Here is a 23,535-nt window from a genome sequence, read left to right as displayed (position 1 = left end):
AAGCCAGGGAACGGACCCCGACGAGCCGGGGATTGCCTCTCCGCTCGACGGCCGCGAGGGCACGGGCACCGCGATGGCGACGGGGAATCCCCAGGCGCCCGGTGCAGACCACGACCCCGACCACGACCGGCCCGGTGGACCAGCCGAGGGCGGACCGGCCGAGGGCCCCGGCGGACCGGCCGGATCCCGCGCAGGGGACGCGGTGCACGCCCCGGACACCACCCCAGCACTCGCCGCCCCCCGCGCAGCGGAGCCCGGCGCGGCCGGGCCCGCCGCTCTCGATGCACTCGTCGCCTGCTTCGGGCTCAGCCCCTTCGAGCGCGAAGTGATTCTGCTCGCCGCCGCCGCGGAGCTGGACCCCACCACCGCCGGCCGCTGCGCCGCCGCATGCGGCGACCCGGACCGCGCGCACCCGACCTTCTCGCTCGCACTCGCCGCGCTCGGCGAGCCGCACTGGAGCGCGCTCACGCCCGTCGCGCCGCTGCGCCGCTGGCGGCTCGTCGAGCTGGACGACGAGACGCGGCTGACGACCTCCCGCCTCCGTATCGACGAGCGGATCCTGCACTTCCTGCTCGGCTCGCCCTACCTCGACGCCCGCCTCCACGGCATGCTGCGCCGCGCGCCCGCGCCGGAACCCCTCCCCGCCTCATACGACCTCGCCGCGTCCCGCGTCGCCGCGGGCTGGGCGCGGGGCGGGGGCCGGGACGCACCGCTGCGCGTCGAGCTCGTCGGCGGCGACCTCCGTACCCGCGCCGACATCGCCGCGGCCGCCGCCCGCCGATCCGGGCTCGGGCTGTACGCGATGGCCGCCGACGACGTGCCCACCGATCCCGCCGAGCGCGACCGCCTCGCCCGTCTCTGGCAGCGCGAGGCGATCCTGCTGCCCGCCGCGCTCCTCGTCGAGGCCGGCGACATGGACCGCGAACAGGCCGCCGCCACGGACGCGTTCCTCGACAGCGCGGCCGTACCGCTCGTCGTCTCCAGCCCCGACCCGCGGCAGACCGCCCGCCCGCGCGGCGAGCGCATCACCGTGCCCACGCTCGACACCGAGGAGCAACTCGGCCTGTGGGCGGACGCCTTCGCCGGCGTGCCGGAGGTGTCGGAGGCCGATCTGCGGGACCTCGTCGCGCAGTTCCAGCTCCCGCCCCACGTCATACGGTCCGCGGCCGCGACCGTACGCCGCGACCTCCCGGGTGAGGACGCCCTCGACGCCACGGGCCTGGCCTGGCGGGCCGGGCTCACCGAGGCGCGGATCGGCCTGGACGAGCTGGGGCGGCGAATCGAGCCCGAGGCGGGCTGGGACGATCTCGTACTGCACGAGCGGCAGTTGCGCGTGCTGCGCGAGATCGTCGCGCACGTACGGCAGCGGGCCACCGTCTACCAGGAGTGGGGCTTCGCGCAGACGCTGCGCCGCGGCCTCGGCGTCACCGCGCTCTTCGCGGGCGGCTCCGGCACCGGCAAGACCCTCGCGGCCGAGGTGATGGCCAGGGAGCTGGGTCTTGACCTCTTCATCATCGATCTGTCCCAGGTCGTCAGCAAATACATCGGCGAGACGGAGAAGAACCTGCGGAGGGTCTTCGACGCCGCCGAGCGCGGCGGCGCGCTGCTCCTCTTCGACGAGGCGGACGCCTTGTTCGGCAAGCGCAGCGAGGTCAAGGACAGCCACGACCGGTACGCCAACCTGGAGGTCAGCTATCTGCTGATGCGCATGGAGGCGTACCGCGGCCTGGCGATCCTCACCACCAACATGAAGAAGGCGCTGGACTCGGCCTTCATGCGCCGTATCCGCTTCGTCGTCGACTTCCCCTTCCCCGGCGAGAGCGAGCGCGCGGAGATCTGGCGCCGCGTACTGCCCGGGCAGGCGCCGATGAAGGACATCGAACCCGAGCTGCTGGCCCGGCTGACCGTGGCGGGCGGCTCCATCCGCAACATCGCGCTGTCGGGCGCCTTCCTCGCCGCGGAGGAGGGCGAGCGGCTCCAGATGCGCCACATGCTGGCGGCCGCGCGCACCGAATACCTGAAGCTGGAACGCTCCTTGACGCCCTCGGAGGTCCACGGATGGGTCTGAGCGAGGTCAGGAATGCCGCTCGGGAGCCCGCGGCGGCGGGACCGTCGGCGCCGCAGTCCTTCCGTATCGACATCGGCGAACTGGTCCTGGACGGCTTCGACGCGCGCGTGGATCCGGACCGCGTCACGGCCGCGTTCCAGACGGAACTGACCCGGCTCGTACGGGAGCGGGGTGTGCCGCTGGCAGCGGACGGGGCAGGCCGGGCGCTGGACGCGCTCGCCGGACTGCCACCGCTGCCGGCGACCACGTCTCCCGTACGGCTGGGCGAGGCACTGGCCCGTGCGGTGCACGCAGGCCTGGCGGGACGGGGGGAGGCGTGATGAGCACGTCTCATGCATCCGCCCAGGACCATCAGTCGGCGCAGGCGAACAAGCGCCGCAAGCGCAAGGAGCGTGCCGCCAAAGCCCGTACACCGGAGCCCAAGGACATCGTCAGCGGGGCCGGACAGCCGCTGGACCTGAGCGTGCGGCGGGAGCTGGAGGAGCAGCTCGGGCACGACCTCAGCCGGGTCCGGCTGCACACCGACCGCGACGCGGGCGCCCTGACAGACATGCTCGGCGCGGACGCCGTCGCCGTTGGCCAGGACATCTTCTTCCGCGAGGGCGCCTACGCCCCCGGCACGGCGGAGGGGCAGCGCCTGCTGGCGCACGAGCTGCTGCACACCGTCCAGAACCCGTACGGCGCGGGCCCGTTGGCGGTCGGCCGCGACCTCGGCGCCGTCAGCCTGCCGCAGGAGGCCGCCGAGCAGGAGGCGGAGTCGACGGCGCGGCGGCTGATGCGCGAGGAGACCGCGGTGGGGGCCCCGCAGCCCGTGGACGTCGAGCAGGGCCAGGTCACCCCCGCCTGGATGCGCTACGCCACCGTCGACGCGGACCGTATGCGGGCCGAGAAGCTCGACCCGGCGGGGCTGGTGGAGCGCCTCGTCGGCAGCGTGCTGCGCTCGCTGCGCGGCGACCCGGCGGACGTCTCCGGCCGCGTCCGCATCGAACTGGCCTGTATGGCACCCGACTTGCAGGACTCGGTGCTGGACCGGCTCGAGGTGCGCCTGCCGTCCCCGGACTACGGACGGCTGCTGGACCTGGTCGACGAGGTCGAGCAGGACGGGCCGCTGCCGATGCGCGGAACCCTCGCCCCGGAGGCGATACCCGACGCCATCGACGAGGTCGAGCAGGAGCGCGAGCGTAAGCGCGCCGACGTGCAGGCCGCTCAGGAGAACAAGGAGAAGGCGAAGGACGAGCGCCGCAAGCGCACGCAGCGCCGCAAGGCCGAGGCCCCCGACCGTGAGAACGCGCCCGACGGCAACGCAGGGGGCGGCAGCGGCAGGGCCGCCGGCCCGAAGGGCTCCAACGGCTCCGGCAAGGGCGTCGGCACCGAGTCCGGCGAGCAGGAGTCCGTCGACGGCCGCAGCGCTCGTGAACAGGACGGCGAGCAGCAGGAGAACAAGCAGAACGCCGAACAGGCGCACGAGCAGAAGCAGCAGGACCGGGACAAGGAGGCGCAGAAGAAGAAGGACGAGGAGAAGTCCCAGAAGGAAGCCGTCCGCGAGAAGGAGGAGCAGGAGAAGAAGGACGCCCAGGACGCGGAGGGGAAGGAAGAGAAGAAGGAGCAGGAGGAGTCCGGGAAGAAGGACGAGGAGGAGCAGAACAGGGAGGACGAGAGGGACTCCGGCAGCCGCGAGGAGGAGCGCGAAGCCGGGAAGAAGGAGGCCGAGTCCACCGCCGAACAGGAACGGGAGGGCGAGGGCGACAAGGCCGACGAGGAGAACCGGAAGCAGAGCGCGAAGACCCCCGGCGGCATCGACCGCAGCGACGCGGAACCGGGCGAGAAGGACCCCCGGGGCGGCCACGGCAAGGACGACGAACGCGCCGCCGAGGAGGACGACTCCGAGGACGACGAACCCCTCGGTCTGGAACAGGACGGCGAGGACGAGGCTGCCGGCCTCGACGACGACGCCGGGGACAAGGACGACGAGCAGGACGACGAGAAGAGCGCCTGGAACACCGAGATCAAGCCCCAGGACCACGTTCCCGAGGGCGACTTGGACGTTGCCGGCGTGCAGACCGTGGACCGGATGGCTCCGGGCACCGCGTCCGCCGGTGACTCGGCCTCACCGGCGCGCGGCGGGCAGGACTCCTCCGCCGCCGGTACGAACTCCGGTCAGCAGCGGGGCAGTCAGGACAGTACGGCCTCCGGAAAGCCCGCGGACGGCGACCGCAAGCGTCCCGGCGCGGCACAGGGTGTCGAGGGGAAGCACGGCGTCCCAAGCGTGTCGAAGCCCCCGCCCACGAAGGCCGACGCCATTGAGGACGCCCGCCAGGAAGAGGACGCCGAGGAGGGCGCGGACGGCCCCGCCGAGCGGAACGAGGCCGACGCCAAGGCCGACAAGGACCTGCAGTCCGGCAAGACCACCGACCAGGAGGTCGGCCCCGACCCCGAGGCCGGAGCGGACAAGGACGGCGAGAACGGCAAGCCGGACGGGCAGATCGCCGAGGAGGAGAAGGACAGCGAGTCCGGCGAGTCCGGCGACTCAGGCGACGCGACGACGACGAAGGAGGAACGCGCCGAGGACCGCGCACGCGACTCCGAGTCCCGCCGCGCCGAGGAGAACTCCGGCGAGCAGTCCGGCGAGAGAGGCGAGGGCGGGAACCCCAAGGACGGCTCATCCGAGAAGCTCGCCAAGGCCGACGAGGACAAACGCGGCCAGGCCACCGATTCCGGCGGCTCCGGAAAGGACTCGGTCGGGAAGCAGGACGGCGCGAAGAGCGGCCCGCAGGAGGGCAAGAGCACCGAGGGCAGCAAGGACTCCGATTCCTCCGTGGAGAAGTCCAGCGACGAAAGCTCGGGCAGGGACCAGCAGTCGGCCTCCGAGGAGAAGAGCACCAAGGAGTCCAGGGAGAGGGGCTCCGGGAGCAAGGAGCCGGAATCCTCGGACGGTTCGTCCTCCAGGGAGAGGGCGGAGGACGACGGGGCCATGAAAGAGGCCTCGGCGGGAAAGGGCCAGGCTACCGAGGAGGACAAGGCCGCGGGGGAGGAGCCCGCCTCCGCGGAGGCCGCCCCGAAGGTGTCCGAAAGCGCAGGCGCAGGCGGCGGTTCACAGGGAGGCGGCGGCATCCCGGCCGTCTCGCAGGCCGCCGGCAAGTCGTCCGCGCCGCAGGAGACCGCCCCTAAGGCGGACGCGCCGGCCAAGCAGGAGAAGCCGAAACCGGAGGTGAAGAAGGCGGCCAAGGCGGCGAAGTCCGCCGCAAAGCAGCCCGCCCAACCCGCAGCCGCCAAGTCCGCCCCGCCGAAGTCCTCCGCGCCCAAGGCCGATGCGTCCAAGTCGGCGTCGGCGAAGGCGGCCAAGGGCGGCGGACCGGCGCCGAAGGCCCCCAAGGGCGGAGGCGGAGGTGGCCCCGCCCCGCTGAAGGGCAAGAAGGACGGCCCTGCACCCGACGTCTCCAACTCCACGCCCGAGGCCGGGCTGGCGGCCGCCGGGAAGCTGAAGCCGCACCAGGCGCTGGAGACCATCAAGGGCGTCGACGGCGCGGTCAACAAGTCCGTCGGCAAGGAACGGGCGGGACTGCAGAAGGCCCCGCCGAAGATGGAGCGGCCCTCCGGCTCGCCCAAGACCCTCCGCGGCGGCCCGAAGCCGGCCGCGCCGGGGCAGTACACCAACCAGAAGGTCGCCAAGACCGACGCGGCGAAGGGCAAGACCCCGGAGATCAACGGGGAGCAGAAGCCGAAGGGTGAGCTGCCCGAGTCCCAGGCGGAGGAGCCGAGTTGGTGGGACATCGGCGGCACCCTCCTCAAGGAGATCATCAAGCGAATCCTCCCCGGCAAGGTCGCCGACTCCATCGACTCCCTGAAGACCACCGACGACGGCCTGCAGGGCGCGCGCGTCGGTGACGCGCCGAGGCTGCCGACGGACGCCGACGCCGACCCGGAACGCACCGACAAGCAGCAGAAGAAGCTCGACGACAAGAGCCAGGAGCTGCAGAAGGCCGGCCGGGAGGACGCCGCCCGCCCGATGGGCGAGGACCAGATCTACCCGGACGTGCCGAAGGAAACTCTCGAGGCCAAGGTCGACGGCGGTAAGGGCGGCGACAAGGGCGCCAAGGGCCCTGGCCCGCGCGGAGGGAAGGCCCCGGGCGCCGGCGGCCCCGTGACTATCGAAGCCGTGTCCGCGGTGGCCGAACACGACCGCGGGCCGCAGATCAAGCGGGGCTTCTCGCAGGGCCAGAAGCACATGTCCAAGGAGCGGGCCGACAAGGAGAAGAAGGCCCGGCAGGACAAGCAGCGGCACGAGAAGAACGTCAGGCAGGAGGTCTCCTCCAGCGGCAAGACTCAGGAGGACGCGCGGAACAAGGGCCGTTCCGACGTGGCCGCCTCCCGCGAGAAGTGGCGCAAGGAGCAGGACGACAAGACCGCCGACATCGAGGGCAAGAAAGGCAAGAAGTACGACAAGGCCCGCAAGGACATCAAGGAGAAGAAGGAGGACACCGACAAGAAAGTCGACAAGCGCACCGAGGACGACAACAAGGAGATCGACAAGAAGCGCGAGAGCGCCGAGAACGAAGCCGAGACCAAACGCGACGGCGACAAGGAGAAGTCGGACAACTGGATCAGCCAGGGCATCGACTGGGTCAAGGAGCAGTTCAACAAGCTCAAGAACGCCATCAAGGGCATCTTCGCAAAGGCCCGCAACCTCGTCACCGGCATCATCGATGAATTCAAAAAGCAGGTCTTCGACCTCATCGACAAGGCCCGCGACTGGGTCGTCAAACAGATCAACGACTTCGCCGACGCCCTCATCGCCCTCGGGGACGAACTCCTCAAGGACTACCCGGCGATGCGCGACAAGTGGCGCAAGACCATCGATGGCGCCCGCGACGCGGCCGTCAAGAAGGTCAACGAGGCCGCCGACGCGCTGAAGAGGACCGTCGGCAAACTCCTCGACGGTCTCGGCAAGGCGTTGCTCGCCGGGCTGGACCTGCTCGAGAAGGGGCTGCTGGCCGCGGTTTCCGTCGCGGAGACCGTCGTCACCAAGGCGATGGAGTACGGCGGCGCCCTGCTGAAGGGCCTCGGCGAGTGGGCGCAGATCGCGAGCGACATCGTCACCGACCCGGGAGGCTGGATCAGCAACGCCAAGGCGTCCGCGGAGAGCGGCGCGCGCAACCACCTCTTCAACGAGGTGAAGGCCGCGGTGAAGGAGTGGTTCAACCAGAAGGTCCAGGAGATCGTCGGTATCCCCCTGGAGACCTTCAACACCCTCACCAAGGGCGGGGTGAGCAAGGAGGAGATGGCCAAGATGGCCTGGGACGCCGCCGTCCCCCAACTCCCGCTCATCATCGGTGAACTGATCGTCACCAAGGTCGTCGCCAAGCTCATTCCGGGCGCCGGCTGGGTCATGGCCGTCATCGACGCGCTGAAGACCGCCTACGGAGCGCTGAGCGAAATCCTCCGTGCCTTCGGCACGTTCATGGAGTACCTGAAGGCGGTCAAGAGCGGCGGTGCGAAGGCCGCGATCATGTTCGCCAAGGCCGTCGCCGCCGGTGTCGTCGCCCTGCTGGAGCTGATCTACGAGGCGCTGATCAGCGGCGTCGGCAAGTACATGGGCAAGGTCAGCAAGTCGCTGAGCGGCATGGCGAAGAACATGCGGAAGAAAAAGCCCGCCCCGCGCGCCAACAAGCCCCGCTCGCCCAGCAAGAAGAAGGCGCCGCCCAAGAAGTCCTCCCGCCCGGAGAAGGAGGCGCGCCCCGAGAAGCGGCCCGCTCCGGAGAAGAGGCCCAGGCCGCAAGAACAGCGCGACCGGGCGAAGCAGGAGGAGAAGAAGGACCGCAGGGAGGAGCGCCGCGAGGAGGGCAAGGACGTCAACCTCGCCCGCCGCCGCGTACGCGACGCCAACCGCAAACTCCGCTCCCGCGACGCCGACGGCCGCCGCGACCGCGACGACACCCCGCGTCGAGGCGCTGCCCGCGACACCCTCCGCCGCCCAGGCCGCCGCCGCGACGACACCCGCGACCGCCGCGACCGCGACACCACCCGACCGGGCACCCGCACTGACTCCCGCCGCCCCACGGACAACCGCCCGGGCTCACCGGACCGCGACGGCACCCGCCGCCCGGACCAGGGCCGCGACCGCTACCGCCGCTCCGACCGGGACGACCGGGACGACCGCCGCGACGACGACCGCAGGAGGGACGCGGACCGCGACCGTCCCGACGGCGACCGGCGCAGGGACGACGGCCGCCGCCGCGAGACCGAGGGCAGCGAGAAGCAGCCTCGTCGCGACGCCGAATCCCGCCCGGGCCGTGGCCTCCGCCGCGCTCGCCAGACCGTCAAGTCCGCCCTCAGCAGGGCCCGTCGAGCGGGCCGCAGGCTCCTCGGCAAGGGCCGCAACCTCGGCCGCAAGCTGAACAACAGCACCCGCCGCATGCGTGACGCGTACAAGCGGCGCAAGGACCTGCTGAAGGACCAGCGGCAGCGGCGTGCGGAACAGAAGCGGGCGGAGCAGAAGAAGAGGCAGACGAAGCGGGAGAGGACTCAGGAGAAGGAGAACTCGCGAACGTCCAAGTCCGACAGGCTGCACCGGATCGTCGCCCGTATTCGCCCGAAGTTGCGCCGCATGCTGGATCACGGTGTCTACCGCTCCGTGATGCAGGCGACGTTGGCGGCAATGCGTGCTTGGTACCGCCTCTCGTCCCTTGATTTGCAAGGCGACCCACGCTTCACGGTCATTGCCCGGCTCAACCCGCTGGAACCGGTGGTAAGCGGTGAGGAAGACCAGCCCCTCGACAACGAGGAGCTGGAGGACTTGCTGAAACGGCACGAGCTGAAGCTCAAGACCGAAGTGCAGGTGGGCGAGACCGTCTTCTACCAGAAGCATTCCCGTAAGCCTTACGCCCCGACAGGAGACGGCCTGACGGCTGATCACATACCTTCCGGTGCTGCGCTGAGGCTGGCTGCGCAGAACAAAATCCTCAAGGAGGAAGCGGAACGACGAGCGGCGGCGGGAGACGACACTCTTTCGCGACTTGTTGAGAGAGAGGCCCGGGGTACGCTCCGTGGGCGTGAGCGGGCAGAATTCCTCAGGGAACGTGAAGACATACTTCGCAGCAAATCCATGTTTACGAAGAAGCAGACGCAGTCGGTGTACAACCAGGGGCTCGGTGTGGTTCTTCCGGAATCGGTGCACGAACGGGGCAGGACTTTCAGAAACAAGAACCAGGTTCCGGGTAAGGTGGAGAGAGACGCCCGTGATCTGACCGTTGCGGCCCGTAAGGACATGGAGTGGTATCTGGTGCTGATGCGCAGGGAAGGAACTCTGACGGAAGAGTATGTTGCGCATTTCACTCGCCACTACAAGACCTTGGTCAACAAGGGCGTCATCGATAAGTCCGCTGACATCGAGAATATGCTTGTGAAGTACCGCAGGAGGGCGAGGCGATGACCCATCTGAAAAAGGTCCAGCAGCTCGTAGAAGGATTTGTCGGTGCGGATCCGGATCGTCGGAACGCTGTATTCGGGTACTTGTCGGACCAGCCCGAAGCGGGAGTGCCGGCGGCGCTGGAGTGTCTATTTGGGACGAAGGACACCCTCACTGTCGAATATGTGGCTCAGTACCTGGCCTTGGTGCCGGGGAGGCGCGAAGCGAAGACTCGGGTTGCAGAAACCCTGAGGCAAGAGCCGAATCTTGCACCTTCGGCCTCATGGCTGGTCCCGTGGTTGCCCGATGAGCTTGTTTCCGGCTTCATTGCCGACTACATGGAAGCCCCTGACGAGCGCAGGCAGCTCGCCGATGTGCTCTATGAAATTGGTGTTTACTTTCCAGAGAAGCTCCGGCCGTTCACGCGACGTATTGATGATGACTACGTGCAACGTGCCCTCTTCGCCGGTGGGCCTGACAGCATGGCGGACGGATTCCTCTCCATCTGGCGAAACAGCGGGGAATTGCGGCCGCTGATCGCCATGGCTCTCATGCGTACTGAGCGGGCCGTGCACAATCTGATGGAAGTGCGGGACGGGCTGGATGACGCGCGTCAGTGGGAAACGCTGCTGGAGCTTTCCGGTCGGCTTCCTGGCGACGGGGGGAAGGCGGGGAGTTTCCCGGCCTTCATGGGTTTCGTGGGGGAATCGGGAGCTAGTCGCCATGTTGTCGGAGGGGCGACGCACGGGGTGGTTCCGCTCTGTCCCGACTGCGAGTTCCCTGCCACCTCGCTCTTGCGTCTTTCGGCAGCCGATCTGCCGTACAGCCTGAACGCGGACCCGGAGTTCTTCTGGTTTGCATGCGACTGTCAGGAAGCAGAGTCTCTCACAGTCGGGACCGGACCTGATGAAGTCCGAGCATACGACGCGCCGCAGGGAACTGCAGACCCCGAATCGCGCATCAGTCCTGGTGTGCTCTCGCTCCTTCTGGAAGAGCACCCCAATCAGGTGGGCGTTAGCCTGCGAGCCAGTCCGGGAAGTTCGCAGCATCAAGTAGGCGGACTCCCGCGTTGGGTGGAGCCCGACAGGCACCCGGTATGCCCAGAGTGTGAGCAGGCCATGCCGTATCTGGCCACTATCGACTCCGGCAAAACCCCCTATGGCGATATGGAGTTCGATGGAATTCTCTACTGCTTCTGGTGTGACGGCTGCCGTGTTTCCAGCACTCAGGTTCAGTACTGACGAGATGGGGGAGTAACGCATGACCCGCTACGCCGACATACCCAAACCCATCCGCTCCGGCATCGTCATCGTCGACCCCGAGCGCGGCACCCCCCAGCGCATCATCGTGCTGCAGTTCAACCCCGACACCCTCGAGCGCTCCGTCGCGCCCCAAGCCGCCGGCGGCGAAGGAGGAGGAAGCGGCGGGGATCGGAATGAGGCGTTGCGGCTCAAGGGCCCTGCCCAGGAGACCTGGAAGTTCACCGCCGAGATCGACGCCACCGATCAGTTCGAGTTCCCGGCACCCGACGGAATTCACCCACAGCTCGCGACGCTCGAAATGCTCGTGCAGCCGACGACCGCGCAACTCCGCGCCGCCTCCCGGCTCACGCAGAAGGGGACCATCGAGATCAGCCCCATCGAGACCCCCCTCACCCTCTTCACCTGGGGCAGCAAGCGCGTCATGCCCGTGCGGCTGACCGAGTTGTCGGTCAATGAGTCGGCGTTCGACGTCAACCTCAACCCGATCAGAGCCTCGCTCAGCATCGGGATGAAGGTGCTGACCGTCAGCGATCTGCCTGCCGGGCACCGCGGCGCCGAGCTCTATCTCGCGCATCTCGCGCAGAAGGAAAGGCTCGCCGGGATGGCAACAGCCGGACGGCTCGGGGCGCTCGGGCTGACCGGGGCCGACATCGGAGCGGGGAGGGCGTAGCAAACACCATGGTCGAGCCATACGAGAGTGCGCTGGACGCGATACCGGGGTCGCACCCCTACCCCCGCACCAGCCGGTACCACGACGCCGAGATCGGGGTGCACCGCCTCCCCGACGGGACCGAAGTCCGTTACGCCAAGCGGCGCTTGCTGCCCCCGCTCAGCGAGACCGGCAGCGACGACGACACCGCCCCGCACACCGTCAACGCCGGCGAGCGCCCCGACCACCTCGGGCAGCGCTACTTCGGCGACCCCGCCCAGTGGTGGCAGATTGCGGACGCCAACCCCGCCCTCGATCCACGCGAGTTGACTTCCGAACCCGGCCAGGAGATCGACATTCCGTTGCCGGGTGGATTCGCGGGGACCGGACATGGGTGACGAGCCGATCGGGAACGGGCCCGTTCACCTCACCCTGCACATGGGGCCCAAGCTCACCCGCCCCGTGCCCGCCGAGGTGACCGAGGCCCTGCTCTCCGCGCAGATCACCAGCACCGCGGGCGAACGCTCCGGCTTCCAGCTTGCGTTCGATCTGACCAAGAAGGGACTGCTCACGCAGCGGCTGCTGCCCGAAGGGTTCTTCGACCCGAAGACCCGCATCATCGTCACCACGTCCATCAAGGGCACGCCGACCGTCATCCTCGACGGGCTGATCGTTCGGCAGGAAGTCGGCGCCAGCAACCAGCCCGGGCAGACCACGCTCACCGTCACCGGCGAGGACCTGACCCTCCTCATGGATCTGGAGGAGCGGACGGACCGCTACCCCAACCTGGCGCCCTCCCAGCGCGTCGAGAGGATCCTCGCCAAGTACGCGGACTACGGGATCGACACCCGCATCATCCGCGAGCAGATCCAGCAGCCGCCCCGGGAGCAGCTCCGCGTCGACTACCAGACCGGGACCGATCTGCAGTATCTGAATGAACTGGCGCGAGCCAACGGCTACACCTTCTATCTCGAACCCGGTCCCCGCCCCGGCCGGTCCACCGCCTTCTGGGGGCCCGAGCAGCGGCTCGGACAGCGCCAGCACGCCCTCAACGTCAACATGGACGTCAACTCCACCGTCGACCAGCTGACCTTCGCCTACGACGGGACAGCCCGCGAAGAGCCGCAGGCGCGCGTCCAGGACCCGCGAACCCGCGACGCGACCCTTCTCCCCCAGCCCGACATCAACCCGCTCCGGCCACCCCTCGGCCGCCGCGCCACCCCCGCTCTCAAGCGCAGGACGCTCTCCGGCACGGCCAAGAAGGACCAGGAGCAGGCCCAGGCCGAGATTCTGGCCCGCGCCGCGACCTCCGCGGACGCGATCTCCGGCTCCGGGTCGCTGGACGTCAACCGGCACGGGTACGTGCTGCGGCCGCGCGAGCTGGTCGGCGTACGCGGCGCCGGCGTGACGTACGACGGCGACTACTACGTCAAGAGCGTGACCCACAACCTCAGGCCCGGCTCGTACCAGCAGAACTTCACGCTCTCGCGCGAAGGACTCATCGCCCGGAGCGGCACCGTACGCCCGTAGCGACGCCCCGTAGCGACGTCCCGTAGCGGCGCAGAGATCAGGAGAGAACTTCGTATGGCGGCACCGAACAATCGCTTCCCCGGCAAGTTCCGTGGGCGGGTGATGGACAACAAGGACCCGCTCCGGATCGGCCGGGTCACGGTCCAGGTCCCGGACGTGCTGGGTGACGAGACGTCCACCTGGGCGCTGCCCTGCCTGCCCTTCACCGGTCGCCAGGCAGGCCAGTACGCGGTCCCGGAGGTCGGCGCGGGCGTATGGGTGGAGTTCGAGCAGGGCGATCCGAGCTTCCCGATCTGGACGGGGTGCTGGTACGGGGACAGTACGGAGCTGCCGCCGGACGCGCTGGCCGGTCCGCCGCCGCACGACAACGTCGTGATCCAGACCTCCGACCTGCACAAGGCCGTGATGGGAACCGTGCCGGGCGGCACGGGGATCCGGCTCCAGGCGGCGAGCGGGGCATACATCCAGATCGACGAGAAGGGCGTGACCATCGCCAACGGCCAGGGGGCCTCGGTGGAGCTGATCGGCAATCAAGTGATCATTAATGAGGGCCGGTTGATCGTGCCCAAGAAGCAGTAGCCAGGAAACGGGGAGAGAAGTCTTGTCCGGACACTCCGGGAACTCCGGGAATCTCATGAGCGGCTCAGCCACGCTCCACTGCCCGCACGGCGGCCGGGCCTTCGCCGCCTCCGCGCCCACCGCCGTGAGCCTCGACGGCCTGCCCGTGCACACGGCCTCCGATGTCTTCGCCGTGACCGGCTGCACGCACACCGTCGACGGCGTGCCGCGCCCCTGCACCACCATCCGCTGGAGTCCGCACTCCGACAGCATGACGGTCGACGGAGCGCCCGTGCTCCTGGACACCACCCACGCGCAGTGCTTCGGCGCAGGGGGGCTCGTGCCGCAGGGACCACCGGTCGTCTCCGTCACGCAGCAAGGAGTGGTGTGCCGATGAGGGCCAGGAAGGCGCGCACCGACATCGCGTTCCCGTTCCGGCCCGACCGGCGCGGCCGCACCGCCCACGCGGCGTACGACGACCACGTCCGGGATCTGATCGAGCAGTTGCTGTTCACCAGCCCCGGCGAGCGCGTGATGCGCCCCGACTTCGGCTGCGGCCTGCTCGACCTGGTCTTCACGCCGAACAGCCCGGAGTTGGCCTCCGCGCTGGAGCTGTCCGTCCACGCGTCGCTGCAGCGCTGGCTGGGCGAACTGATCGAGGTGGAGTCGCTGGACGTGGTGAGTGAGGAGAACGTCGTACGCGTACATCTGCGCTACGTGGTGCGCTCGACCGCGAGCCGGCGCGACGAGGTGTTCGAGGGGAGGGGCGCGGCATGAGCAGCCGTACGAAAGACAGGCGCGGGCGGATCCGGGAGGCCCGTCTCAACGGGGTCGATGCCGTCGAGGTGAGCGACGACGGGCTCACCCTCACCGTCACCTTCATCGGCAAGGCGCCGCACGGGCTGTGCCCGGAGAACGTCCGGATCGACGGCGGCCGCCGGATCACCGGCATCGAGGCCGTCGAGGTGTCGGTCGAGCGCGAGGAGGACCCGGAGCTCGACGACCGCCTGTACGTCACCGTCGACCGCGCCGGGGACACGTCCCCGTACACGCTGTCCGTCGTCGACACCGACCCGTACGGGCGGCCGGGCACCGAGCCGTTCCCGGGCTTCGACCAGCGGTACTTCCACGCCGGCTTCACCTTCCAGCCGGACTGCCCGACGCCCTTCGACTGCACGGACGCACAGCAGGACCTTCCCGCCGCCTTCGCGCCCGCACCGGTCATCGACTACACCGCGCGCGACTACGACACCCTGCGCACGCTCGTCCTGGACCGGCTGGCGCTGACGACCCCCGACTGGGTCGAGCGGCACGCGCCGGACCTCGGCATGACGCTGGTCGAGATGCTCGCGTACACCGCGGACCAGATCAGCTACCAACAGGACGCGGTGGCCACGGAGGCGTATCTGGACACGGCCCGCCGCCGCGTGTCCGTACGCCGCCACGTGCGGCTCATCGACTACGCGATGCACGACGGCTGCAATGCCCGCGCCTTCGTCGCCATCGAGGCGGTCGAGCCGCTCACCCTCCCCGCGGGCACGTACCGGTTCGCCGCCGTGGACGTCCGTACGCTGAGGTCCCACGACGCGCCCGAGCCGGGCACCGTCATCGACGACGGGGACCTGGCGGTGCTGGACGAGCGCGGCTCGGTGGAGGTCTTCGAGCCGGTCGTCCAGGAGGCGCTGCGGCTGCGGCCCGCGCACAACGCCATCCGCTTCTGGACCTGGGGCGACGAGGTGTGCTCCCTGCCCAGGGGCGCCACCTCCGCGACCCTGCGCGACGCGTGGGCCGACGAGAAGTGCGCCGAGCGGCGCCTGGATCTGCGCCCCGGCGACCTGCTGCTGTTCGAGGAGGTCCTCGGCCCGCGCTCCGGCACGCCCGGCGACGCCGACCCCGCCCACCGGCAGGCGGTCCGCCTCACCTCGGTGACCCCGGCCGTGGACCGGCTGGCCGACCAGCCGGTGCTGGAGGTCACCTGGGCCCGGGAGGACGCCCTCACCTTCCCGCTGTGCCTGTCCGCCCTCGGCGGTACGGACTGCGCGCCGGTGGAGGACGTGAGCGTGGCCCGCGGCAATGTCGCGCTCGTCGACCACGGCCGGTCGCTGAGCTTCTGCGGGAGCCTGCCCGAGCGGGTCACCGTGCCGCCCGAGCCCGCCGTCCCCGCGCTCTGCGGGCCGCCCGCCTTCGGCTGCCCCGACCGCGAGAGGGGCAACGAACCGGCGGAGCTCGTCAACGCCCTGCTCGACCGGACCCGTTGCGGACGGCTGCTGACGGCCGACCACATACGGGAGCTGTTCACGGTGGTCGGCGAGGACGCGACCGTACGGGCGGGGCTGGCGCTCGAACTCGCCGGACAGCGGCAGGAGAGGGTCGTGCCGGGCACCGCGTACGCCCAGGCCGAGGCGCTGGAAACGCTGCTCGCGCAGAGCGTCTACCCGGGCATCGCACCCCGCTTCCGGCCCGTGCTCCACCGCTCCCCCGTCGTCCAGGCCGTGCCCTTCCCCGAGTCGCGGCACGTCTCGGCCGGGCAGGCCGAGCGGCTCGCCGGGATTCCGGACAGGGTCCGGCAGCGGCTGGTGGAGCTGTGGCGCAGCGCCCGCGACCACGACGGCCTCTCGGAGGCGGAGATCGCCGAGCTGACCGTGTTGTTCGGGCTCCGCGTGCTGGAGCGGTTCGAGCTGCGCAGGGAACCGGTCCGCGCACTGCGCGAGCTGCTGCACCGCAGCGAGCGGCTGCTCGCTACCAAGCTGCGGCGCCTGGAGGTGCTGACGGCCCGTGCACGGGCGGGCACCGTGCTGGACGGGCGCATCGCCTGGGAGATCGCGCACACCTGGGGCCCGGCGTACGCGGCCGGGCTGCACCCGCAGGAGCCGGTGCTGTACGGCCCGGCGGCCGCGCTCGTCCAGGACCCCCGAGCCGCGCTTCCCGCCGTACGCCTCGCCGACGGCGAGCAGGTGTGGCAGCCACGCCGGGACCTGCTCACCAGCAGGGCCCGGGATCCGCACTTCGTCGGCGAGCTGGGGGACGACGGGCGGCTCGCGCTGCGCTTCGGCGACGGCCGCCACGGCCTGAAGCCCCGGCCGGGCGCGGCACTTGAGGTGCACTACCGGCTGGGCGGCGGCCCGGCCGGGAACGTCGGCGCCGAGGCCATCAACCACCTGGTGCTCTGCCGGGATCAGGAGGAGGCCGACGCGGGCGGGCCGCTGCCGGTGGCCGGGGTGCGCAATCCGCTGCCCGCCGTCGGCGGCACCGCGCCCGAGCCGGTCGAGCAGGTCCGCCAGCTCGCGCCGCTCGACCTCAAGCGGACGAAGCTCCGGGCCGTCACCGCCGACGACTACGCGGCGCTGGCCTCGGCGCTCCCCGGCGTGCAGCGCGCCGCGGCCGAGGTCCGCTGGACCGGCAGCGTGCAGGAGGCGCACGTCGCCATCGACGCGTACGAGGCCGGGGATCCGCCGCCCGCACTGCTCGACGCGGTGGCGCACGCCCTCGAGAGCTACCGCCGCATCGGCCACGACCTGGTCGTGGAGCCCGCGCGGCACGTACCGCTCGACATCGCGCTCGACGTGTGCGCAGAACCCGGCCACCAGCACGGGCAGATCCTGGCCGAGCTGCACCGGGTGCTCGGCAGCCGCGCCCTGCCCGGCGGACGGCTCGGCTTCTTCCACCCGGACGCGCTCACCTTCGGCGAACCGGTCCGCCTCAGCCGCCTGGTGGCGGTGGCCGCGGCCGTACAGGGCGTGCGGAGCGTACGGGTGACCCGGCTGCGACGGCTCTTCCACGAGGGTCCCTTTGACAACAGAGCACTGGAGGCAGGTGTGCTGCGGCTCGGCCCGCTGGAGATCGCCCGCTGCGACAACGACCCCGAGCGGCCCGAGAACGGGCAGCTCACGCTGACGCTCGGAGGTGACCGATGAGCAGCCGAAGCGGCACGAGCAGCACCTGCGGATGCGGCTGCGGCGGGCACGACGAGCGCCACGCCCCGCCGCCCCTCCACAACCCGCCGGGCCGCACGGCCCTGGACTACCGGGTGGGCGAGTACGGGTCCTTCCTGGCCGCCATGCTCGACCGGCTCGCCTCGCCCGCCTACCCGGCGCTGCGCGACCTGACCGTACGCACTCCCGACGACCCGGCCATCGGGCTGCTGGACGCCTGGGCGGTGCTGGGCGATCTGCTGACCTTCCACTCCGAGCGGATCGCCGACGAGGGCTATCTGCGGACCGCGAACGAGCACCGGTCGCTGGCGCTGCTGGGGAGGCTGGTCGGACACCGGCCGCGCCCCGGCGTGTCCGCGGACACGCTCCTCGCGTACACCCTGGACCGCGATCCGCGCTCGGACGGGAAGGCGCCGGTGCTGATCCCGCGCGGCGCGCGCAGCCACAGCGTGCCCGCCGCCTCGGACGAGGACGCGCAGACGTACGAGACCGGCGAGGACCTCACCGCGCGCTGGGACTGGAACGACCTGAAGGTGCGGCGCCGCCGCCCGATGCTGCTGACGCCCGAGGACCTGCGCGAGCGCGCCGAGCTGTTCTTCGCCGGAACCGCGAACGCCCTCCAGACCGGCGACAAGCTCCTCTTCGTCTTCAACGAGGACTCCTCCGCCGATCCCTCGCAGAGGCTGCTGCTGCCGGTGACGCGGGTGCGGATCGACCGCGACGACGACGTGACGGCCGTGGGGCTGCCGGTGTCGGCCCTGCCGTCGCTGAAGGAGCTGGTCGAGGAGTTGCAGGAGTGGATCACGGAGGGACCGGCAAGCCCCGACCCGCGGCCCACGGGCAGCCCGCTGATCGAGGACTTCGACGAGCAGGTGCTGGCCCAGCTGCGCGCCGACCTCGAACGCCTCGACACGCCGGCGAAGTTCGCGCGTCGGCTGGACGAGCCGATACAGCGACTGTGGGAGGCCCAGGCACTCGCGGCCCCGTACGAGGAGGTGGGCGACTGGTTCGAGCAGCTGAACGCCATCTTCGTAGACCTCCAGGAACGCGCGTCGGAACTCGAGCCGCAGGCGGTCACGGCGGACGAGCAGGAACGGGTGGACACCACGGACCAAGGTGGTGGGCATTCGTTCCGCGGGGCTGTGGGCACTCCCCCTGGCTTCGCCGGGGGGACCCCCACCCAGGCGAAGCTCTGGGGGAGGGTGGGCACCACCGACCCGCAGACGGCAGCCGTACAGACGCTCAACGGACTCCTCCCGTACCTCCGCAAGCAGGCCACACGCCCCGCCACCCGTACACCGAACCCACAGAGCACCTTCGCCCCCGACTCCGATCTCGCCGCCCAGCTGCTGTCCGCGCTGGACCCGAGGCTGGAGGACAAGCTGTACGCGGCGTGGCGTCAGGCCACCCCACCCGCGGCAGCGGAAACCCTCCGCTCCGTCCAGGCAATGCGCGTAACCGCCGCCCCCTTCGGCGCCACCGCACCGCTCAAGCCCGTCCAGGACGACCGCGGCCGCGTCATCCGGCAGACCGACTGGCCGCTCACCGGTGCCGCGCTCACCAGCATGCGCGTCGTCTTCGACACCGCAGGCAAGGTGCCGCTCAAGGCGGAGTTCCAGCACACGGACGCCGGCAACTCGGTGCAGCGCACGGAGAATCTGCCCTCCGACGCAACCATCGAGCTCCCCCCTGGCCAGGTCCAGCTGTCCACCCGTGCCGGCCAGGACCACGACCTGAGCTGGCTCGTCAGGCGCCCGGCCGACTCGCAGGAGTCGGGCGTCACCGCCCGGCTGCTCGCCGAACTGCCCGAGCGCACTCTGTTCGTGTCCCGCCCCGGCGAGGACGGCCGGATCCACGTAGCCATCACCAACGGCAGCAGCCCGCCACAGGAGTGGCGGCTCAAGCCCGGTGACCCACCCGTCCAGGCCACACACGGCGGCTACGAGGTGACCGCCCGGTACGCGGCCGGGAGCGAGCCCGCCAGTGTCGAGATCAATCTCGCCACCATCCCGGCGCCGCCGAACCGCTACGTCCTCCCCCTCGACAGCGTCCACGACGGAATCACGGTCGGCAGCTGGGTCGCCGTCGAGCGCCCCCGCAAGGGCTCGGACGCCCCAGACGGGATCCCGGGCGACAAGAAGCTCGCCTTCGTCACCACCCGGGTCACCGCCGTGCGCACCGCCGCATACACCAACTACGGCATCACGGGCCGCGGTACCGAACTGACCCTGGCCGACCCCTGGCTGGACGAGCACGACGTGCTGCTCTCCCACATCCGGGAGACGGTCGTGCACGCGGGCGGCGAGGCGCTGCGCATGGCCGACGAGCCGCTGGGCGAGGACGTGCAGGGCAACGAGATCGAACTCGGCGCTCTGTACGAGGGGTTGCGGCCCGGTCGTCTGCTCGTCGTCTCCGGCGAGCGCACCGACATCCTCCCCCTGCCTTCGGCGGGGGGACCCCCGGACACGGTCTCCGGGGTGCGCGGCACCGAGCCCGCCGTGATCGCCGCCGTCGAGCAGACCGTGGACCCGGACCTGCCCGGCGACCACATCCACACCAGACTCACGCTCACCTCCGACCTCGCGTTCCGCTACCGACGCGAAACGGTCCGGATCCAGGGCAACGTCGTGCCCGCCACGCACGGCGAGAGCCGCGACGAGCCGATCGGCAGCGGCGACGCGACGAAGACCCACCAGTCCTTCACGCTCTGGCAGTCCCCGCTGACCTGGCTCCCCGACGACAACCCTCTGGGCGCGACCCCGGTGCTCGACGTGCGCGTCGACGGGCTGCTCTGGCACCCGGTGGACAGCCTCGCCGGGCGCGGCCCGCGGGAGCGGGTCTACGTTCTGGGGTCCGCGGGGGACGGGCGGACGACCGTGACCTTCGGCGACGGCGTCCACGGCGCCCGGCTGCCGACCGGCCACGAGAACGTACGCGCCCGCTACCGGTTCGGCACCGGCAGGGCGGCCAACGTCGCGGCGGACCGGATCACCCAGGCCATCACCCGGCCGCTGGGCGTCACCGCCGTCACCAACCCGCTGCCCGCGACCGGCGGCGCCGACCCGGACGGTCCGGGGCTGACCCGCCGTAACATCCCGCTGGCCGTGTCCGCCCTCGACCGGCTCGTCTCGGTCCAGGACTACGAGGACTTCGCCCGCTCCCGGGCCGGGATCGGCCGGGCCGCGGCGCGCGAACTCTTCGATGGGCGGCGGCAGCTGCTACATGTGACGGTCGCGGGCGCGGACGACGTTCCGCTGGCCGACGACTCCGAGGTACTGCGCGCCCTGCGCTCCTCGCTCGCCGAGTACGGGGACGCCCGGCTGCCGGTCCGCGTGGACGTACGAGAGCTGGTGCTGCTGATGCTGGTGGCGCGCGTGAAGGTGGCGCCCGACCACGCCTGGGAGCTGGTCGAGCCGCGGCTGCGCCGGGCCCTGCTGCACCATCTCGGCTATCCGGGGCGGGAGCTGGGCCGGAGCGCGCACCTGAGCGAGGTGCTGGCGGTCGCCCATGCCGTACCCGGCGTGGACTACGTGGACGCCGACGCCTTCACGGGCGTGCCCGCGAGCATCACCCCCGACGGTCTCGCGCAGCTGGCCGGGCGGCTCGCGGAGCCGCGGTCCGTGGTCCCGGCCCGGCTCGCCGAGTACGACGAGGACGTCCACCGGGTCACGGCCGGGGACGGCGAATCGCTCACCGCCGTCGCCGCCCGGTACGGCATCTCCCTGGAGGACCTGCTGCGCCTCAATCCCGACATCGACGACACACGGCGCCTGGCGAAGGGCCGCTCGGTGTTCGTCTTCCGCGGCATCAGGCCGGCACAGCTCGCGCTGTTCTCGCCGCAGGTCGCGGACACGCTGATTCTGACGGAGGTCAAGGACACATGAGCAGGGAGCCGGACGGGCTCGCGGAGCTGCTCCCGCAGTGGCACCGACTGCGGGACGCAGAGCAGGGCGAGCCCTTGCGCGCGCTGCTGGCCGTGATCGCCGAGCAGGTCGACCTCGTACGGAACGGGGTCGAGCAGCAATACGAGGACTGGTTCGTGGAGACCGCCGCCGAGTGGGTGCTGCCCTACATCGGCGACCTGGTGGGGTACCGCCCGCTGCCGGGCTACGAGCGGGTGCTGGCCACGGGGCTGAAGGACGGGAGGGGTTCGGAGGAGTCGCGGCGGCGGCTGGCCGAGGCACTGGCCCCGCGCCGTGACGTGGCCTCCACGGTCGCGAACCGGCGGCGCAAGGGCACGCTCGCGCTGCTGGAGGAGCTGTCGGAGTCGGTCGCCGGATGGCCCGCGCGGGCCGTGGAGTTCTCCCGGCTGGTCTCGCACCAGCAGCCGGTGAAGCTCTACGGGTCCGGCACCGCGGCCGTGAACGAGCGGCGGTCGGAGCGCGGGAGGCTCGTGGACGTACGGGACGGCTCGGCGCTCGACCTCGCGGGCGGTCCTTTCGGGACTCTCGCACAGTCGGTGAACGTGCGGCGGGCGAACTCGGCTCGTACGCAGGGGGGTTACACCCCGGCAGGCGTCGGCCTCTTCGTCTGGCGGCTGAAGCCGTACCGCGTCACGAGCGCACCCGCGTACTGCATCGACCGGGCCCGCAACCTCTACACCTTCTCGATCCTGGGCAACGACACCCCGCTGGTCACCAAGCCCGAGCCGGAACCGTCGGCTTCCCACATCGCGACCATCGACCACGTGCCCGCGTACATCCGGCGCAGGCAGCTCCACGACCGGCTCGCCGACTACTACGGCCCCGGCAAGAGCTTCACGATCTGGCGGGACGGACAGGACGAGCCGGTGCCGATGTCGGACATCGTCGTGGCCGATCTGACGGACTGGCGCTACCGGCCGAAGCGCGGGCAGGTGGCGGTCGACCCGGCGCTCGGCCGGATCGCGTTCGGGTCGCGCTCGGCGCCGCGCCAGGGCGTCTGGGTCACCTACCATTACGCGTTCGCCGACGACCTGGGCGGCGGCGAGTACGAGCGGGACCGTGTCACTCTCCCCGCCGCGGAGATCTACCGGGTCGGCCCAGGACAGACGTACCAACGGATCATGGACGCGTACGCGCAGTGGCGGAACGACCGGAGGGCCGGAAGGTGCGGACCCGACGGCATCATCGAGATCACGCACAGCGGCGCGTACCAGGAGCAGCTGGACTTCGACCTGGACCCCGGCGACCGGCTCGAGCTGCGCGCCGCCGAGGGGACGCGGCCGGTGATACGGCTGCTCGACTGGTACAGCAACCGGCCCGACGCGCTCAACATCCGCGCCCAGGAGGACTGCGAGCCCGGTGACGAGCCCCGGATCGTGCTGGACGGGCTGCTGGTCACCGGGCGCGGGCTCCATGTCACCGGCCCCGTCGGCGCCGTGGTGCTGCGCCACTGCACGCTCGTGCCCGGCTGGTCGCTGGAGCCTGGGGGTTCCCCCACCGAAGGTAGGGGGAGCGACCCGCACTCCCCCGAGGAGCCGAGCCTCGTCCTGGACCGCACCACCGCGTGCGTCCAGATCGAGCGCACCATCCTCGGGACGATCGAGGTCATCGGCGACGAAGTGCACACCGACCCGCTGCACATCCACATCGCCGACAGCATCCTGGACGCCACCGGGCACGACCGGGAGGCGCTGTCAGCCCCGGACTGCCGGCACGCGCACGCCGTCCTGCACGCCCACCGCACCACGGTCATCGGCGAAGTCCACACCCACGCGGTGGAGATCGCCGAGAACTCCGTCTTCACGGGGCGGATGAACGTCGCCAGGCGCGGGGTCGGATGTGTGCGGTTCAGCTATGTGCCGCCGGGCTCCCGTACGCCGCGCCGCCACCGCTGCCAGCCCGATCTCGTGGGCCCGGACGAGGCCCGGCGGGTGCGGCCGCTGTTCGCGAGCGAGCGCTACGGGACGCCCGCGTACGGGCAGTTGGCCGCGGGCTGCACGGAGGCCCGGGGGTCTGGGGGTTGTTCCCCAGGAGATTGCTGCTGCCGGCGGGGCGCGGAGGACGGCGCCGAGATGGGCGCCTTCCACGACCTCTACCAGCCACAGCGCGAGGACAGCCTGCGGGCCCGGCTCGCGGAGTACGCACCGGCCGGCACCGACGCCGGGATCATCCCCGTCACCTGACACACCACAGCAGACTGACGAAACT

General features: G+C 70.8%; 13 protein-coding genes. All 13 read left to right on the top strand.

Features of this window, described 5'->3' with window-relative positions; translation table 11 throughout:
* Positions 1-73 precede the first annotated feature (73 nt).
* From ACTWQC_RS29170 to ACTWQC_RS29110, 13 genes are read left to right on the top strand one after another with little or no spacing between them, the layout of a single operon-like run.
* Entirely contained in the window at positions 74-2,068 is a 1,995-nt protein-coding gene (locus ACTWQC_RS29170; RefSeq protein ID WP_443318834.1) for an ATP-binding protein, read from the top strand.
* Positions 2,059-2,388 (top strand): hypothetical protein, encoded by a 330-nt coding sequence (locus tag ACTWQC_RS29165; RefSeq protein ID WP_443318825.1) that lies wholly within the window; start codon positions 2,059-2,061, stop codon positions 2,386-2,388. Before ACTWQC_RS29170 ends, ACTWQC_RS29165 begins: the two co-directional genes overlap by 10 nt.
* Positions 2,388-9,497 carry an eCIS core domain-containing protein gene (locus ACTWQC_RS29160; RefSeq protein WP_443318824.1) on the top strand — a complete coding sequence of 2,370 codons (7,110 nt, stop codon included), beginning with the start codon at positions 2,388-2,390 and terminating at the stop codon, positions 9,495-9,497. The genes ACTWQC_RS29165 and ACTWQC_RS29160 overlap by 1 nt, the downstream gene beginning before the upstream one ends.
* Positions 9,494-10,714: a hypothetical protein gene (locus tag ACTWQC_RS29155; RefSeq protein ID WP_443318823.1), complete on the top strand. Its 1,221-nt coding sequence runs from the start codon at positions 9,494-9,496 to the stop codon at positions 10,712-10,714. Before ACTWQC_RS29160 ends, ACTWQC_RS29155 begins: the two co-directional genes overlap by 4 nt.
* A 19-nt stretch (positions 10,715-10,733) precedes the next feature.
* Positions 10,734-11,405: a CIS tube protein gene (locus ACTWQC_RS29150; RefSeq protein WP_443318822.1), complete on the top strand. Its 672-nt coding sequence runs from the start codon at positions 10,734-10,736 to the stop codon at positions 11,403-11,405.
* A gap of 8 nt (positions 11,406-11,413) precedes the next feature.
* Positions 11,414-11,782 carry a LysM peptidoglycan-binding domain-containing protein gene (locus ACTWQC_RS29145; protein WP_443318821.1) on the top strand — a complete coding sequence of 123 codons (369 nt, stop codon included), beginning with the start codon at positions 11,414-11,416 and terminating at the stop codon, positions 11,780-11,782.
* Positions 11,775-12,914 (top strand): hypothetical protein, encoded by a 1,140-nt coding sequence (locus tag ACTWQC_RS29140; RefSeq protein WP_443318820.1) that lies wholly within the window; start codon positions 11,775-11,777, stop codon positions 12,912-12,914. Before ACTWQC_RS29145 ends, ACTWQC_RS29140 begins: the two co-directional genes overlap by 8 nt.
* Before the next feature lie 54 nt (positions 12,915-12,968).
* Positions 12,969-13,493, top strand: a complete 525-nt coding sequence (locus ACTWQC_RS29135; RefSeq protein ID WP_443318819.1) for a phage baseplate assembly protein V — start codon at positions 12,969-12,971, stop codon at positions 13,491-13,493.
* A gap of 22 nt (positions 13,494-13,515) precedes the next feature.
* Positions 13,516-13,869, top strand: a complete 354-nt coding sequence (locus ACTWQC_RS29130; RefSeq protein WP_443318818.1) for a hypothetical protein — start codon at positions 13,516-13,518, stop codon at positions 13,867-13,869.
* On the top strand, positions 13,866-14,249 hold the full coding sequence (locus tag ACTWQC_RS29125; protein WP_443318817.1) for a GPW/gp25 family protein: 384 nt from the start codon (positions 13,866-13,868) through the stop codon (positions 14,247-14,249). The genes ACTWQC_RS29130 and ACTWQC_RS29125 overlap by 4 nt, the downstream gene beginning before the upstream one ends.
* A complete protein-coding gene (locus ACTWQC_RS29120; protein ID WP_443318816.1) occupies positions 14,246-17,386 on the top strand; it encodes a putative baseplate assembly protein in 3,141 nt (1,046 codons plus the stop codon). The genes ACTWQC_RS29125 and ACTWQC_RS29120 overlap by 4 nt, the downstream gene beginning before the upstream one ends.
* Complete coding sequence (locus ACTWQC_RS29115) at positions 17,383-21,288, top strand: putative baseplate assembly protein (protein ID WP_443318815.1); 3,906 nt, start codon at positions 17,383-17,385, stop codon at positions 21,286-21,288. The genes ACTWQC_RS29120 and ACTWQC_RS29115 overlap by 4 nt, the downstream gene beginning before the upstream one ends.
* Entirely contained in the window at positions 21,285-23,510 is a 2,226-nt protein-coding gene (locus tag ACTWQC_RS29110) for a hypothetical protein (protein WP_443318814.1), read from the top strand. The genes ACTWQC_RS29115 and ACTWQC_RS29110 overlap by 4 nt, the downstream gene beginning before the upstream one ends.
* The last annotated feature ends 25 nt before the right edge of the window (positions 23,511-23,535 follow it).

Source organism: Streptomyces sp. 8N616 (assembly GCF_052246385.1).
Lineage (GTDB): Bacteria > Actinomycetota > Actinomycetes > Streptomycetales > Streptomycetaceae > Streptomyces.
Note: the sequence above shows the minus strand (reverse complement) of the source record. Positions and strands in the feature narration are given on the sequence as shown.